Source organism: Hallella absiana (genome assembly GCF_025457485.1).
Classification (GTDB): Bacteria; Bacteroidota; Bacteroidia; order Bacteroidales; family Bacteroidaceae; genus Prevotella; species Prevotella absiana.
The window spans coordinates 24,676-39,517 of sequence record NZ_JAMXSP010000001.1; the positions used below are offsets into that span (position 1 = coordinate 24,676).

Consider the following 14,842-nt stretch of genomic DNA (forward strand, 5'->3'; position numbering starts at 1 on the left):
TGCAGGAAACTCGTAACTTTGCAACCGGAAACAAAAATAAAGAATGAAAATCATTACCACCGTCATCGCACTGCTCTTGGCAGTGGCAACTGTAAATGCGCAAAAGAATATGAAAGAAAATGTTGATTTCAGTGTATGGCCGAAAGGAGAGTTGAACAGTGCTTATGCCCAGTATTTCACAGGCAATAGTTATCTGGCTCCCCTCGATGCCAAGAATGGAGGTCCAGTGAACGTCACCTTCGAGCCCCGTTGCCGCAACAACTGGCACATCCACCACAAGTCGGTGCAGGTGCTCATCTGCGTGGCTGGCTGCGGATGGTATGTCGAGGAAGGCAAGGAACCTGTCGTCCTGCGCCCAGGTGTGGTCGTGGCCATCCCTGCCGAGGCCAAGCACTGGCATGGGGCCGCTAAAGACTCGTGGATGCAGCATATCACCTATATGACAAAGGTAGAAGAAGGTGCCTCCAACGAGTGGCTGGAGCCTGTCACGGATGCAGAGTACGACAAGCTGCCTGCCAGTTCAGCAATGCTCGGCGTCACCGACGCCGAATACAACCAGCGCTTCAAGGCCTTTGCTTTCGGCGAGGTGGTGGAACAGGTGAAGACTCGTCTCGACGACCGTACCCGCTACATCTGCTATCTGGCCACGCTCCTTGGCTGTCAGGGCCTCAGCGAATACCGTGAACTGCTGCCAGAAGCACTCGCCAAAGGCGTGACACCTGTTGAGGTGAAGGAAATCGTCTATCAGGCTACGGCCTATTTAGGCATGGGACGCGTCCGCCCCTTCCTCTCGGCTACCAACGAGGTGTTGACTGACCGTGGCATCACCCTGCCATTGGCTTCACAGCAGACCACCACGATGGAGACCCGTCGTGAGGCTGGCACAGAGGCACAGGTCGGTTGTTTCGGCGACTCTATGCGCGACTTCTGGAAGTCGGGACCGGAAGACAGCCGACACATCAACAAATGGCTGGCAGACAACTGCTTTGGCGATTACTACACCCGCACTGGGCTTGACCTGAAGATGCGCGAGCTCATTACGTTCTGTTTCCTTGCAGCCCAAGGTGGTTGCGAGCCGCAGTTGAAAGGACATATTGCCGGCAACTACCACGTAGGCAACGACAAGGATCTGCTCATCGCTGTCATTTCCAGTAACCTCCCCTTCATCGGCTATCCGCGTACACTCAATGCCCTCAATTGCATCCGCAGCGTAGAGGCGGACAAATAAACAAAGTGTACCACAATGAAAAGAGCCATCTTTTTCCTCATACTGCTGACCGCGTGTGGTGGATCTGGCCGACCGCTACGGGGTGGAGATGACACAGATTTCACTGGCTTGGCTGCTGACAAAGGTGGAATCGCCGATAGTAGGAGCCACCAAACTGCATCATATCGAGGGCGCCGTGAAGTCGCTCGATGTCCATCTCTCTGCGGATGACATTCGTTATCTTGAAGAGCCCTATGTGCCGCACAATCTTTCAGGTGTGATGGCAGTCAACAAGCCCGTGATGAACGAAGAACCTGTATGGGTAGCGGCAAGCAAGAACAAGTAACTTCAATAGGTACCTCCCTTTGTTCTCATGCAAGACAAAGGGAGTTTTTTTTATGTATTGGCAGACTACAGTATTTTAAATGCTTAATGATAAACATTTTGCTGAAATTGTTTTGGAGTCTGACATTATAGCTATAAATTTGTACTATCAATCTCAGCCCTGTGATCTTCGAATACCGTTGCTCTGGGGTGTGGAGTTTCATTACAATATTAAAATACAAACTAATAATATGCAACTGATACTTGCCAGTGCCAAAATCATGAGATCCGCAGACAGCGGACGGGTTCCCACAATGACGACGCCCCTCTTTGACGACGCGGCACGCCACTTGGCGTTGGAACTTTCCCAATGGTCAGTCACCGATCTCGCCAAGGCTTTGCACTGTAGTGCTGCCATTGCCTTGGAGAATCATCAGCGTTTTCAGCAGTTCATGTTGGATGAAAACCGTATTCCCGCTATCCTCGCCTACTATGGTCAAGCCTACAAGCATCTCCGTGCTGACGAGTTTTCTGCCGATGATTTCCGTTTTGCTCAGAATCATTTGTTGATTCTTTCTTTTCTTTATGGCATCTTGCGTCCCTTGGACGGCATCCGTCTCTACCGGTTGGAAGGCAAGGTAAAGTTGCAAACTACAGACGGCAAGACACTCTTCGTGTGGTGGAAAGATCGGTTGACCGACCGCCTCATTGAGCGCGTCAAGGCCGACGACGGTGTACTGCTCCATCTGGCCACCGAGGAGTTTGAGCATCTTTTTGACTGGAAGCGCGTGGAGAAAGAGGTGAGAGTCGTGAAGCCTTACTTCTATGTTGACCAAGGTGCTCAGTTCAAGATCGTGTCGATGTATGCCAAGGGCTGCCGTGGAGGAATGGCGCGCTTTGTCATTCAGAACAAACTCAACGACCCAAAGGCCTTAAGCGCATTCTCAGAGGACGGCTTCATCTTCAATCCTCGTTTGGGCGACGAAAACCATCCCCATTTCATCAAAGCCTGATCTTGCGTCAGCAGCAACCAAGGACACAAGGAAGCGAACAAGTCTGATCATCTACAATTAACCTTTTTTTCTTGGTTCTTGTAGTTTTATTTTTTACCTTTGCAATATGAAAGATAGAATACGTTCGGAGGTGACGGCGTTTTTCCGTACCTTTGCTTTACAAGTGTTGCAGCAAGCTCATGTCGATCCCAACGATCCACGTGGGATGAAACTTGCATTGCTTGATCATTACGAAGAGATCTACCCACGGTTCTCTCTCACCCCTGTTTTTCACGAATGTTACCGTAAAGCAGGGCACGCCAAGATGGTGGAAGAGTATCGCCGCTGCTTTTCGATGTTGCTTGTCGGCCGTTTGCCGGAAGAATAGTTTGTGTATTTTCTGCCTTTCAGTCGTATTTATAAGAGAAATATTAACTAAAAACATAAACAAGAAAAATGCAAGAGACTAATCAGAAAGGGCGTTCTATCGCCATCGTGGCCATGATCTTCCTCTTCGGAATGATCGCTTTCGTCACAAATCTCGCCGCTCCTATCGGTGTCATATGGAAAAACCAGCCGGCACTCGAAGGCTCCAACACACTGGGAATGCTTGGCAACATGATGAACTTCCTGGCTTATCTGTTCATGGGCATTCCTTCCGGAAAGATGCTGCAACGCATCGGCTATAAGAAGACGGCACTGGTGGCTGTCGCCTTTGGCTTCGCTGGCGTGTTCATCCAGTTTCTTTCCGGTCAGCTGTTCACCCATAGTTTGTTGATGGGTCTGCCCACCAACTTCTATGTCTACTTACTCGGTGCCTTTGTGGCTGGCATTTCGGTGTGCATGCTCAACACTGTTGTCAACCCTATGCTCAACCTACTTGGTGGTGGCGGAAAGAAAGGCAATCAGCTGTTGCAGATCGGTGGAACGCTCAACTCCTTCATGGGTACGCTCACTCCGATGCTCGTTGGCGCGCTCATCGGCACAGTGACAAAGGACACAGCCATCAGCGATGTCAACATCGTGCTCTATCTGGCAATGGGTATCTTTGCTGCTACATTCATCATCCTCAGTTTCATCCCCATTGCTGATCCCGAAAGCAACAACACCGAGGGCGTGACTTTTGAGCACTCCCCCTTCTATTTCCGTCATTTCACGTTGGGTGTGATCGCCATTTTCCTCTATGTCGGTACAGAGGTGGGCATCCCCGGTACGCTTAATTTCTTCCTTAGTGACACGTCTGCGGCGGGTGCAGGACTGAATGTGGCGACCGCTGCGACGATCGGCGGCTTCGCTGCCGGCACCTATTGGCTGCTGATGCTTGTGGGTCGTTTTGTTGCCGGCTTGATTGGCTCCAAGGTTTCCAGTCGTGTGATGATGGGTACCACCAATGCCATCGGTGTCTGTCTGATCATCACAGCCATGGTACTTCCCAAGACCGTCACGGGAGCTATCCCGGTATTCACCGGTTCCGGCTTCGAGATGACAGAGTTGCCGCTGAGTGCCATCCTGCTCGTCTGCTGTGGTCTGTGCACTTCCGTGATGTGGAGCTGCACATTCAACCTTGCTACTGAAGGCTTAGGCAAATACACCGCCGCAGCCAGTGGCATTTTCATGACGATGGTTGTTGGTGGCGGCATTCTGCCGATGGTGCAGAACGCAATCGCCGACAAGGCAGGATATATGGTGTCGTATGTGGTGCCTCTCGTGGCCATGTGCTACATGTTCTTCTATGCCGTTTGGGGATCACGTATCGTCAATAAGGAGGCCAGCGAAGCACAGGCATAAACAAGGGAAAGACGCTTCAGATTTTTCTGAAAAGCCAATTATACACGAAGAGGCCGGGGCAATCACTGCTCCGGCCTCTTCTTCCTGTTACCTGATTAGAGTTCGATCTAAATGGTAAAATCTAAGTTACTCCCTTATCATACAATTGTCTTAACCATAATAATTATAGAAACCTAAAAATCTCTTTGATCTTTTACTGTTGCAAAGATACGCAATCCCGTTGGAAGCATAGCTTTTTGTTCAGTAAACCACCACATCCGTTCAGCGAACGGAAGAGAAAACATGCAAAAAGTGCCCCCCTATCACCAAAAGAGGGAGTGTCAACGCTGTGTTGACACTCCCTCTTGATGGGTTGTGCGGTTGGGTCCGTGATGCGGACCGTCCGTTACTTGGTTTCTATCTCTTCCTTCATGTCGAGATACTCACCCTTTGCGTCGTAGAACTCATACTGCAGGAAGGCGAGCTTCTGAGAAGGAATGATATGCACACCGAATCCGTATTTCATCTGCCACTTGCGTTTGAGGCTCATAATGCCCTGGTTGATGTAGGCAGCGACATAGGGATGAACGTGGAGATAGAACTTCTTGATGCCTATCTTGTTGACCAGGCGGTCGATTTTTCCTTCGAGCTGGTCGGTGAAGAGAATGCTTGACTTGATCTTTCCGGTACCGTTGCAGGTGGGACACGTCTCTTCCACGTTGACGTCCATTGCCGGACGCACGCGCTGACGGGTGATCTGCATCAGTCCGAATTTGCTCAGTGGCAGAATGTTGTGGCGGGCGCGGTCCTTCTGCATGTTCTTGCACATGCGCTCATAGAGCAGTTGCCGGTCCTCGGCCAGGTTCATGTCGATGAAGTCGACCACGATGATTCCTCCCATATCACGCAGTCGGAGTTGGCGCGCCAACTCGTCGGCAGCTCCGAGGTTGGTGTCGAGAGCCGTGCCTTCCTGGCCTTTTTCGTTCTTTGATCTGTTGCCACTGTTGACATCCACAACGTGCATGGCTTCGGTGTGCTCAATGATGAGATAAGCACCGTGGGCATAGTTCACGGTCTTGCCGAAGCTGGCTTTAATCTGTTTGGTGACGTTGAAATTGTCGAAGATGGGCACCTTTCCGGTATAGCGCTTGACGATACCTGCCTTTTCAGGGGCGATGAGTGCCACATAATCCTTCACTTCATGGAACACGTTGTCGTCGTTGACAAAAATATTCTCGTAGCTGGGGTTGAACAAATCGCGCAGCAAGGCAACGGCCCTGCTGGTCTCTTCGTAGACGAGTTGCGGGCGCTGCTGGGTCTTTTGCACCTTGGTGATGGCATCCATCCATCGCTTGTACAGGATCTTCAGCTCGCCGTCGAGCTCGGCTACGCGCTTGCCTTCAGCTACGGTTCTGACGATGACACCGCAGTTCTTGGGTTTGATGCTGTGGATGAGTTGCTTGAGTCTTGCTCTTTCTTCACCGCTTTTGATCTTGGAGGATACAGAGACCTTGTCGCCAAAGGGCAGCAAGACGAGATAGCGGCCGGCAAAGCTCAGCTCGCCCGTCAGGCGCGGACCCTTGGTGGAGATAGGCTCCTTGACAATCTGCACGAGCACTTCCTGTCCCTGTTTGAGCGTCTGCTGCACGCTGCCGTCCTTTTGCAGGTCGGGCAGGCGCGTGGCTTTGTCAAAGGGGAAGAGGCGCCGGCGGTCGCTCTGTATCTGCTTGAGATACTTAGCGTAGGAATTAAACTGACTACCTAAGTCAAGATAATGCAAGAAAGCGTCACGCTCATACCCTACGTCGACAAAACTGGCGTTGAGGCCCGGCATGAGCTTCTTCACCTTTGCGACGTAGATATTGCCCACAGAGAAGTTGGCCGAGCGGGGCTCGTTCTGGTATTCTACCAGTCGTTTGTCCTCGAGCAGGGCGATGGAGATCTCTTTTGGCTTGACGTCAATGATTACTTCGCTTGTCATCTCTTGGTGTTTTAGTAGGGTTAAAAAGCAAGGGGCACACCACGAAAGGCGTGCCCCCTCTCAAGAACAGTCGCCTGAGCTTACTTGCTCTTGTGGCGGTTCTTACGTAATCTCTTTTTACGCTTATGCGTAGCCATCTTGTGGCCTTTCTTCTTTTTTCCGTTTGGCATGGTAAAATGTTTTAAAAGTTGTGTATAATACAGTTTTGTTTGTCTTTCTCAGTGTAGTGTGATGGGCTTACTCGCCTTTCATCTCTTCTACGAAAGCCTTGGCGGGCTTGAAGCTCGGCAGGTCGTGGGCGGCAATGGTGATCGTGGTGTTCTTGCCAATGTCGCGGGCTGTCTTGGCAGCGCGATGCTTGATGATGAAGCTGCCGAAACCGCGGAGATATACGTTCTCTTTCTTGTCGAGCATGCAACGCTTTACGCACTCCATGAAGCTCTCCACTACTGCGGCCACTTCTTTCTTTTGCAATCCTGTCTGCTCAGTAATCTCACTGATGATATCTGCTTTTGTCATGGTGTTGATATACTTTTCTTTTATTATATGAATGTCAACGTGTTAGCCCTTTTTCTTAGGGTATGCAAAGTTACAAGTTTTTCGTGTGATACGGAAATTTATTGCAATGTTTTTTTCTTCTTGCGGCGTTTTTGTGCGCTTGAAGTGTTTCATTTTCAAACGTTTAACACTCTTTAATCACACTTGCTCCTTGCGCTTTGCCTTTTGCCGGTAGCCTCACCCCCTTCCCCCTCTCCAAAGGAGAGGGGAGTAATTACCTTCAAGGGTATTAAGAGGGTATTGCAATTCCCTCCCCTTGGGGAGGGTTAGGGAAGGGCTTCATTCCCTCCCCTTGGGGAGGGCTAGGGAAGGGCTTTAGGGAAGGACTCGAGGTTTGCTATCATTCTTTAATGCTTCTTGCCATATTCCGGCTCGATCTTGCGGCGTACGAGCATGGTCATCACCACAGTGGCGAGGCAGCAGGCCATCACCATCCAGAAAAAGTCGCGGTAGCCGATGGCCTCCTCGATGTAGCCAGCAACGAGACCGGGGAGCATCATGCTCAGGGCCATGAACGCTGTGCAGATGGCGTAGTGGGCGGTGACATACTTGCCTTCGGAGAAGTGCATCATGTAGAGCATGTAGGCCGTGAAGCCGAAGCCGTAGCCAAACTGCTCTACGGCGACGCACGTGCTGATGACTACAAGGTCGTGGGGCAGGCAGATGCTCAGATAGACAAACGTGGCGCAGGGCAGTGTCATGCTGGCGGCCATGGGCCATAAGGCTTTCTTCAGTCCCCAGCGCGAGGCTGCGATACCGCCGATGATGCCGCCTACGGTGAGCGCGATGACGCCGATGGTGCCATAGACGATGCCTACGGTGTCGGTGTCGAGGGCCAAGCCTCCCGTCGCCGTCGTGCCGAGCAGAAAGGGATTGACCATCTTCAGCAGGAAGGCTTCGGGCAGACGGTAGAGCAACATGAACACGATGGCAAGCCATACACCCGGCTTATGGAAGTAGGTGTAGAAGGTATGGTCGAACTCACGCAGCACGTCGCCGAAGGTCTGTGGCTTGCCGTCTGTCGTACGCAGCGCGTCTCTCCCCGGTTTGGGAAGCGCAAAGGTGTGGTAGAGGGCGATGGCGGTGAACAGAGCGGCGGTGATGCCCATGGTCACCTGCCACGACAGCGGGATGTTGCCCGTGCTCTTTTCCAGGCTTCCGGCGATGTACACGAGTACACCCTGGCCGAAGATCGACGAGAGCCGATAGAACGTGGAGCGGATGCCCACAAAGAAGCTCTGTTTGTCCTCGCTCAGCGCGAGCATGTAGAAACCGTCGGCCGCTATGTCGTGCGTGGCAGAGGCGAAAGCGGTGATGATGAAGAGCAACAGCGTGATGGTGAACAGGTTGATGGGTGTATGACCGGAGGCGATGACCGCCGCAGACGGGTGCGGGATGGTCAGCGTCAGCAGGACGAATGCGGCACTCATCAGCAGCTGCATGGCAAGAATCCACCACCGCTTGGTCTTGATGATGTCGACAAACGGACTCCACAAGGGCTTGATGGTCCACGGCAGATAGAGCAGACTGGTGAAGAGTGCCATCTCGCCGTTGGGCACGCCCATCTTGGTGAACATCGTCACGCTGATGTTGTTCACGATGAAATAGGGTATGCCTTCGGCGAAATAGAGCGTGGGCACCCACCACCAAGGTGATTGTGGGCGCTTCATTCGGCTTTCTCCTGCTTGTTCTGTGCGATGCGTGCCAAGAGCTCCCAGGTACGTATGCGATCCTTATAGGTGTTGTTGCGGTTTTCCTTCTCTATGCTCAGGTCGCCGTCGGAGTTGTCGTCCCAGCGGCGGCAGTCGTAGACGACATCATAGATGCGGCCGATGCGGTAGCGACGGCTGATGGCAAGGCCGAGTGCATAGTCCTCGCCATAGAGCACGTTGGGAAGATTGATGGCACGGGCCACGGGCGTGAAGAACGCACGGGGCGCTCCGAGTCCGTTGATACGCAGGGCGTTGTTGCGTCCATTCTCCAATGTCCACTCGCGATGATCGATGGTTCCGGGTGGCAGCGTGTTGAGATGGATGTCGGTCAGACGGTAGGCACCGATGACCATAGCGCACTGTTGCGGGCGGAAAGCGTCGACGAGCTTTTGCAGACTGTCCGGTCCGGAATAGACATCGTCGGAGTCGAGCTGTACGATGAAACGTCCGCAGAGCGGATGGTGCAGTGCCATGTTCCATGCTCCACCCACGCCGATGTCGTTGCGGTCGGGTACGATGTGCACGAGACGGTCGTCGTCGATGGCGTCGATAGCCTCTGTTGTCCCGTCGGTGGAGTGGCATTCGGGTCCGTTCTCCACGACGAACACATTATATTTAAAGGAGGTCTGCTGGCTGAGCGCGGATTTCAGCGCGTCGCGGATTGTGCGGATGCGGTTGCGTACGGGAATCATGATGCTTGCCTCTACTGGGAACTCGCCCTCGTCGAGGTCGACATTCTGGAACTGTGGAGCCAGGTAGGCACCCACGGCCTTGAGGTGTTCGGTGCAGGCCTGCTCCATCTCTATCTGCGAGGCTCGGTTCTTTGGGTCGACGTAGTCGAAGAGCTTCTCGCCTGTCTTGCGTGTGTCGAGTTCCACTTCAGAGTAAAGGGGTTCGTTGATATGCTCGATACGGTATTTCTCCGAGAGCTTCAGACGCAGGTCGTAGAAGCCGGCGGCCCGGTAGTCAGCGGTCATGCGGGCGGCAGCGTCCTTCAGTGCGTCGGTGCGGAAAAGCACCACAGAGCCGAAGTTGAAGTCGTCGCGCAGACTGCCCTGCTGGTAGTCGATGACGGGTGCGTCCTTGCGTTTGCCGTCGGCACTGACCTGATAGTGATCGGCGTAGACCATGCCAGCACCGGTGATGTCGGCAATCTGCACCATGCGCTCCAGAGCGAGATAGCCCATGCGTATGTAGCTGTTCTTCAGAAAGACGAGCGTATAGGGGGTACGGGCCTCGTCGGCGATGCGGTGTACTGTCTTGGTGTCGCGGACATCGCCGTCGACGACGGTAACCTCGCCCACGAGGTCGAGGCTGCCGAGAGCCTCCACGTTGCGTTTGGTTTCCTCTTCGATACCTTTGGGCACGAAGCAATTGATGAGGGTATTCATTTTCGTATCTTTGTTTTCAACACGTTTTATATCTTTTCTATAACGTGTCTCCAATAGAAATATTTTCTTTTAACGCTTCACTTTCGTGGAATTCCCGTTTCTTTCTTATTAACGCTCCACTTCGTGGAATATCGAATATAACCGAATATAAAGAATATAATTTGTAGCTCCAGATGCTTCCTGATTTGGGTTGACGGCCTTGAATATAACCGAATGCATAGAGCGTTATCTATCAGAATGCCTTGCACCAGTTCTTTTCTTCGTCATAGAAGTACTTTTCAAACTTAACGCCTTCATTCAAACTGAAATTTATCAGTAAACCGATTGGCATGTGTACCATTCGAAGGTAATGAAACAGTTGCGCGCGATGTTCTTCCTTTATGTGATCAACTGCTTTTAGCTCTAATAGAATTTGGTGGTTAAGGCTTAGATCAATTCTGTATGTCTTGTCTAATTTATGTCCTTTATAGAACAAAGGATAGTCTTTCTGCCTTTCAATATTGAAGCCATCTTGGTCAAGAAGATATGCAAGCGCAGATTCGTAGGCAGACTCTAACATGCCACCACCATATTCATTGTATACTTCAAAGGCACGGCCAATGATGTGATGGATAGAATTGCGGTATTTATCTATGTTGACCATATTCCTTATGCTTTTTGCGATTGTTATATTCTCAATATTCGTTTATATTCTTTATACGACCGAAGGGCGTGCGTTAAAAGAGCGAGGAGCATGATGGTATGTGCTCCCGTTTCTTTCTTATTAACGCTCCACTTTGTGGAATATCGAATATAACCGAATATAAAGAATATTATTCCTTGTCCTTGGGTGTTCCAGTCAACGTGAATATTCTCAATATTCTCAATATTCGTTTATATTCTTTATACGACCAAAGGCCGTGCGTTAAAAGACTGAGGAGCATAATGGTATGTGCTCCCGTTTCTTTCTTCTTAACGCTCCACTTTGTTGAATATCGAATATAACCGAATATAAAGAATATTATTCCTTGTCCTTGGGTGTTCCAGTCAACGTGAATATTCTCAATATTCGTTTATATTCTTTATACGACCGAAGGGCGTGCGTTAAAAGCAAAAACGAGCGTAATCCAAGTGCTGTTATTTCAGTGTGCTTTGGTACCAGTCATAGAGTTTCTTCACACCGTCCTCGATCTCTACCTTATGGTGCCAGCCGAGGCTGTGGAGCTTGCTCACGTCGATGAGCTTGCGCGGCGTGCCGTTGGGTTTTGTCGTGTCCCAAACGATCTCGCCTTCGAAGCCGACGGTGTCTTTCACGAGGTTTGCCAGCTCTTTGATGGTGAGTTCCTTGCCTGTACCCACGTTGATGTGACAGTTGCGGATCTCGCCAAGAGAGGGGATGGCACCGCCACGGCCCTCAGAGTTGTTGCGGTTTACCTCACCGTCGGTCTTCACACCATAGAAGACAGAAGAGTACTTCTTGATGCCGATGATGTCGCTAAAGTCGACGTTGAGCAGCACATGCACCGATGCGTCGGCCATATCCTCTGACCAGAGAAACTCACGCAGTGGGGAGCCGTCGCCCCACAGCGTCACCTTGTTGTTGTCAATGCCATAGAAGTCGAGAGCTTTCAGAATCCGCTCTTTCGGCTCGTTGCCGTCGACATTCTCTTTGCCGATGAGGTCGGCGAGCTTTGCCGGCGGGTTGATGGGCCGTTTGTTCATGTCCGTGCGGATTGCATCCCAGTTGTCGTCGTGGATGAGCTTGGCCAGATAGATCTTGCGCATCATGGCCGGCATCACGTGAGAGTTCTCCAGATGGAAGTTGTCGTTGGGGCCATAGAGGTTTGTCGGCATCACGGCGATATAGTTCGTACCGTATTGCAGGTTATAGCTCTCGCACATCTTCAGTCCTGCGATCTTCGCGATGGCATATTCCTCATTGGTGTATTCCAAGGGAGAGGTGAGCAGTGCGTCTTCTTTCATCGGCTGTGGCGCATTCTTAGGATAGATACATGTAGAGCCGAGGAAGAGCAGTTTCTTCACATGATGCTTATAGGCCTGCTCGATGACATTGCACTGCATCTTCATGTTCTGCATGATGAAGTCAGCACGATAGAGCGAGTTGGCCATGATGCCGCCCACGAAGGCAGCGGCAAGCACCACCGCGTCGGGCTGCTCCTGGTCAAAGAAGTTCTTTACTGCGAGCTGGTCGGTGAGATCCAGTTCTTTGTGTGTGCGGCCAACAAGATTGTTGTATCCGCGTTGTTTCAAGTTGTTCCAAATAGCCGAGCCCACCAGTCCGTGATGGCCGGCAACAAATATTTTATCCGATTTCTTTAAAGTCATATCACATTGCTCTCTTTGCGTTCTTAGAGCTTTAGTTTGTAATATTGAAATAAGTTTTCCTCTTCTATTTCACGATACCTTTTTCGAGATATTCTTCGAGGTTGACGCGGACGCGGGCAGCGGCATCGTCGGCAGCTACCTTCTTCATGTCGCTGTCCACCATGAGCTTGACAAGGTCTTCGAAGGATGTGCGGGTAGGATTCCAGTTCAGTTCTGCCTTGGCCTTAGTGGGATCGCCCCAAAGGTTGACCACATCGGTGGGACGGTAGAAGTCCGGTGACACTTCGATGAGCACCTTGCCGGTAGCCTGGTCGATGCCCTTCTCGTCAGCACCCTCGCCTTCCCAGCGCAATTCGATGCCCACATGATGGAAAGCCAGCGTGGCGAACTCACGTACGGTGTGCTGCTTGCCGGTGGCGATGACGAAGTCCTCCGGTGTCTTGTGCTGCAGGATCAGCCACATGCACTCGACATAGTCCTTGGCGTAGCCCCAGTCACGACGGCTGGATAGGTTGCCGAGATAGAGCTTGTCCTGCTTGCCCTGCTTGATGCGGGCGGCAGCCAGCGTGATCTTACGTGTCACGAAGGTCTCACCGCGGCGTTCGCTCTCGTGGTTGAAGAGGATGCCGTTGCAGGCGAACATGTTATAAGCATCGCGGTACTCTTTCACGATCCAGAAGCCATACTGCTTGGCCACGGCATAGGGAGAGTATGGATGGAAAGGCGTGTTCTCGTTCTGCGGCACCTCTTCCACCTTGCCATAGAGCTCGGAAGTAGAAGCCTGGTAGATGCGGCAGCTGTCGGTGAGACCCAGCTGGCGCACAGCTTCCAGGATGCGGAGCACACCGACGGCATCCACGTCGGCAGTATACTCTGGCGAGTCGAAGCTGACCTGCACGTGACTCTGTGCGGCGAGGTTATAGATCTCAGTAGGGCGAACTTTACCGATCACGCCGAGCACACTCATCGAGTCGCTCAGGTCGGCATAGTGAAGATGGAAATGTGGCGCACCCTCCAGATGAGCGATACGTGGGCGGAAGTCCACTGAGGAGCGGCGGATGACACCATGCACGTCATAACCTTTGTCCAACAGAAACTCGGCGAGGTAGGAACCGTCTTGTCCCGTGATGCCTGTGATCAATGCTACTTTTCTTTCCATATTTTCTAAAGTATGATGCTATATTGATGTTTTGTTGATGCTATATATATAATAAGGTGTAGGAAGTATATATAATAAGGTGTAGGAGGCGGTCGGCTTATTTGCTGTTGAGTCTGTCGTCCTTGAAGAGTCCGAAGAGTTCGGCGTCGATCATGTCGGTGACCTTACGGAAGTCAGCGGGCGTATCCTCAAAGCTGAGTTTGTCACCGTCGATGATGATCAGCGGTCCCTGATACGAGGCCACCCAATCCTCATAACGCTTCTGCAGTCCGGCAAGATAGTCGATGCGGATGCTCTTCTCGAACGAGCGGCCACGCTTCTCAATGTGTTTGACGAGCGTAGGGATACTCGAACGGATGTAGATCATCAGCTGCGGGAGTTTGACCAGTGACATCATCAGGTCGAAGAGATCGCTGTAGTTTTGGAAGTCGCGGTCACTCATGTATCCCTGGTCGTGGAGGTTCGGTGCAAAAATGCGTGCATCCTCAAAAATCGTGCGGTCCTGGATGATGGTGTCGTTGCTGTTGGCGATCTCCACCACTTCTTTAAAGCGCTTGTTGAGGAAGTAGATCTGAAGGTTGAATGACCAGCGTTTCATGTCGCCGTAGAAGTCATCGAGATAAGGGTTGTTGTCTACAGGCTCGAAGCGTGGTGTCCAGTGATATTTCTTGGCAAGCATCTTGGTCAGCGTGGTCTTTCCACTTCCGATGTTGCCGGCGATAGCGATATGCATGGTTGAATGATGAGTGTTGAATGATGAGTGTTGAGAATGGAGTAAGCCTACAAGGGTCGTGCATCAAGATTACAGCAGGGTGGGATGTGGCGAGAGCTGTTCGTCGATGCGGCCGATGATATATTCAAAATCTTCGCGACGGTTGAGAAAGTCGAGGTCGTCAACATCGATGGTGATGGCGCGCCCGTGATATTGCTCTGTCATGAAGCGATTGTAGCGGTCGTTGAGCTGTTTGAGATAGTTGAGCTGCATGTCCTGCTCGTAGGCACGTCCTCGTTTCTGAATGTTGCCCACGAGATGTGGAACGGAAGCACGCAGGTAGACCATCAGGTCGGGTTTGCGTGCCACCATCATCATAGAGTTGAAGAGTCCCATGTATGTTTCGAAATCACGGTCGCTCATATTTCCCAAGTCGTGGTTGTTGGCGGCGAAGATATACACGCCCTCGTAGATGGATCGGTCCTGTACGATGGTGCGCTTGCTGCGGTTGATGGTGAGCAAGTCGCGGAAGCGCTCCTTGAGGAAGAACACCTCAAGGTTCAATGCCCACCGCCGCATGTCCTTATAATAGTCTTCGAGATAGGGATTGTGCGTCACACTTTCCATTCGTGCGCGCCAGCCATAGTGGCGGGCGAGCAACTGAGTGAGTGTGGTCTTTCCGCTGCCGATGTTTCCTGCAATGACGATATGCAT

14 protein-coding genes are annotated in these 14,842 nt (G+C 51.7%); 5 read left to right on the forward strand and 9 right to left on the reverse strand.

The genetic code is table 11. The annotated features are described in order from the left end of the window. Window positions 1–43 precede the first annotated feature (43 nt). The 5 genes from NG346_RS00125 to NG346_RS00145 all read left to right on the forward strand — a co-directional run bounded on the left by NG346_RS00125 (window position 44) and on the right by NG346_RS00145 (window position 4,311). Entirely contained in the window at window positions 44–1,228 is a 1,185-nt protein-coding gene (locus NG346_RS00125) for a cupin domain-containing carboxymuconolactone decarboxylase family protein (protein ID WP_262288046.1), read from the forward strand. Window positions 1,229–1,283: 55 nt separating this feature from the next. After that, window positions 1,284–1,553, forward strand: a complete 270-nt coding sequence (locus tag NG346_RS00130) for an aldo/keto reductase (RefSeq protein ID WP_262288047.1) — start codon at window positions 1,284–1,286, stop codon at window positions 1,551–1,553. A 229-nt stretch (window positions 1,554–1,782) separates the two neighbouring features. Next, window positions 1,783–2,544, forward strand: a complete 762-nt coding sequence (locus NG346_RS00135; RefSeq protein WP_262288048.1) for a YaaA family protein — start codon at window positions 1,783–1,785, stop codon at window positions 2,542–2,544. Window positions 2,545–2,650: 106 nt separating this feature from the next. Next, window positions 2,651–2,911 (forward strand): hypothetical protein, encoded by a 261-nt coding sequence (locus NG346_RS00140; RefSeq protein WP_262288049.1) that lies wholly within the window; start codon window positions 2,651–2,653, stop codon window positions 2,909–2,911. 68 nt (window positions 2,912–2,979) lie between these two features. Continuing rightward, window positions 2,980–4,311 carry an MFS transporter gene (locus NG346_RS00145; protein ID WP_262288050.1) on the forward strand — a complete coding sequence of 444 codons (1,332 nt, stop codon included), beginning with the start codon at window positions 2,980–2,982 and terminating at the stop codon, window positions 4,309–4,311. A 385-nt stretch (window positions 4,312–4,696) separates the two neighbouring features. On the opposite strand, the gene NG346_RS00150 is transcribed toward NG346_RS00145, so the two are convergent. The 9 genes from NG346_RS00150 to NG346_RS00190 form a co-directional block, all read right to left on the reverse strand. Further along, complete coding sequence (locus tag NG346_RS00150; protein ID WP_154533988.1) at window positions 4,697–6,271, reverse strand: Rne/Rng family ribonuclease; 1,575 nt, start codon at window positions 6,269–6,271, stop codon at window positions 4,697–4,699. Window positions 6,272–6,508: 237 nt separating this feature from the next. Further along, window positions 6,509–6,790, reverse strand: coding sequence for an HU family DNA-binding protein (locus tag NG346_RS00155; protein WP_154533989.1), 282 nt, complete (start codon window positions 6,788–6,790; stop codon window positions 6,509–6,511). Between the two features lie 386 nt (window positions 6,791–7,176). Then, entirely contained in the window at window positions 7,177–8,499 is a 1,323-nt protein-coding gene (locus tag NG346_RS00160; RefSeq protein WP_262288051.1) for an MFS transporter, read from the reverse strand. After that, window positions 8,496–9,932, reverse strand: coding sequence for a glycosyltransferase family 2 protein (locus tag NG346_RS00165; RefSeq protein ID WP_262288052.1), 1,437 nt, complete (start codon window positions 9,930–9,932; stop codon window positions 8,496–8,498). The genes NG346_RS00160 and NG346_RS00165 overlap by 4 nt, the downstream gene beginning before the upstream one ends. Window positions 9,933–10,164: 232 nt before the next feature. After that, entirely contained in the window at window positions 10,165–10,575 is a 411-nt protein-coding gene (locus tag NG346_RS00170) for a GxxExxY protein (RefSeq protein ID WP_262278874.1), read from the reverse strand. Window positions 10,576–11,048: 473 nt separating this feature from the next. Then, window positions 11,049–12,257, reverse strand: coding sequence for a GDP-L-fucose synthase family protein (locus tag NG346_RS00175; protein ID WP_262278873.1), 1,209 nt, complete (start codon window positions 12,255–12,257; stop codon window positions 11,049–11,051). A 64-nt stretch (window positions 12,258–12,321) separates the two neighbouring features. Continuing rightward, window positions 12,322–13,416 (reverse strand): GDP-mannose 4,6-dehydratase, encoded by a 1,095-nt coding sequence (gene gmd, locus NG346_RS00180; RefSeq protein WP_154533993.1) that lies wholly within the window; start codon window positions 13,414–13,416, stop codon window positions 12,322–12,324. Between the two features lie 97 nt (window positions 13,417–13,513). Beyond that, window positions 13,514–14,149, reverse strand: a complete 636-nt coding sequence (locus NG346_RS00185; protein ID WP_262278872.1) for a deoxynucleoside kinase — start codon at window positions 14,147–14,149, stop codon at window positions 13,514–13,516. A gap of 69 nt (window positions 14,150–14,218) precedes the next feature. Beyond that, on the reverse strand, window positions 14,219–14,842 hold the full coding sequence (locus NG346_RS00190) for a deoxynucleoside kinase (RefSeq protein WP_262288053.1): 624 nt from the start codon (window positions 14,840–14,842) through the stop codon (window positions 14,219–14,221).

Bases quoted from the DNA above. Each gene is read 5' to 3' on its own strand.
- NG346_RS00175 (WP_262278873.1), bottom strand. From the start codon at position 12,257: ATGACTTTAAAGAAATCGGATAAAATATTTGTTGCCGGCCATCACGGA.
- NG346_RS00125 (WP_262288046.1), top strand. From the start codon at position 44: ATGAAAATCATTACCACCGTCATCGCACTGCTCTTGGCAGTGGCAACT.
- NG346_RS00145 (WP_262288050.1), top strand. From the start codon at position 2,980: ATGCAAGAGACTAATCAGAAAGGGCGTTCTATCGCCATCGTGGCCATG.
- NG346_RS00160 (WP_262288051.1), bottom strand. From the start codon at position 8,499: ATGAAGCGCCCACAATCACCTTGGTGGTGGGTGCCCACGCTCTATTTC.
- NG346_RS00170 (WP_262278874.1), bottom strand. From the start codon at position 10,575: ATGGTCAACATAGATAAATACCGCAATTCTATCCATCACATCATTGGC.
- NG346_RS00135 (WP_262288048.1), top strand. From the start codon at position 1,783: ATGCAACTGATACTTGCCAGTGCCAAAATCATGAGATCCGCAGACAGC.
- NG346_RS00150 (WP_154533988.1), bottom strand. From the start codon at position 6,271: ATGACAAGCGAAGTAATCATTGACGTCAAGCCAAAAGAGATCTCCATC.
- NG346_RS00185 (WP_262278872.1), bottom strand. From the start codon at position 14,149: ATGCATATCGCTATCGCCGGCAACATCGGAAGTGGAAAGACCACGCTG.
- NG346_RS00190 (WP_262288053.1), bottom strand. From the start codon at position 14,842: ATGCATATCGTCATTGCAGGAAACATCGGCAGCGGAAAGACCACACTC.
- NG346_RS00140 (WP_262288049.1), top strand. From the start codon at position 2,651: ATGAAAGATAGAATACGTTCGGAGGTGACGGCGTTTTTCCGTACCTTT.
- NG346_RS00165 (WP_262288052.1), bottom strand. From the start codon at position 9,932: ATGAATACCCTCATCAATTGCTTCGTGCCCAAAGGTATCGAAGAGGAA.
- NG346_RS00155 (WP_154533989.1), bottom strand. From the start codon at position 6,790: ATGACAAAAGCAGATATCATCAGTGAGATTACTGAGCAGACAGGATTG.
- gmd (WP_154533993.1), bottom strand. From the start codon at position 13,416: ATGGAAAGAAAAGTAGCATTGATCACAGGCATCACGGGACAAGACGGT.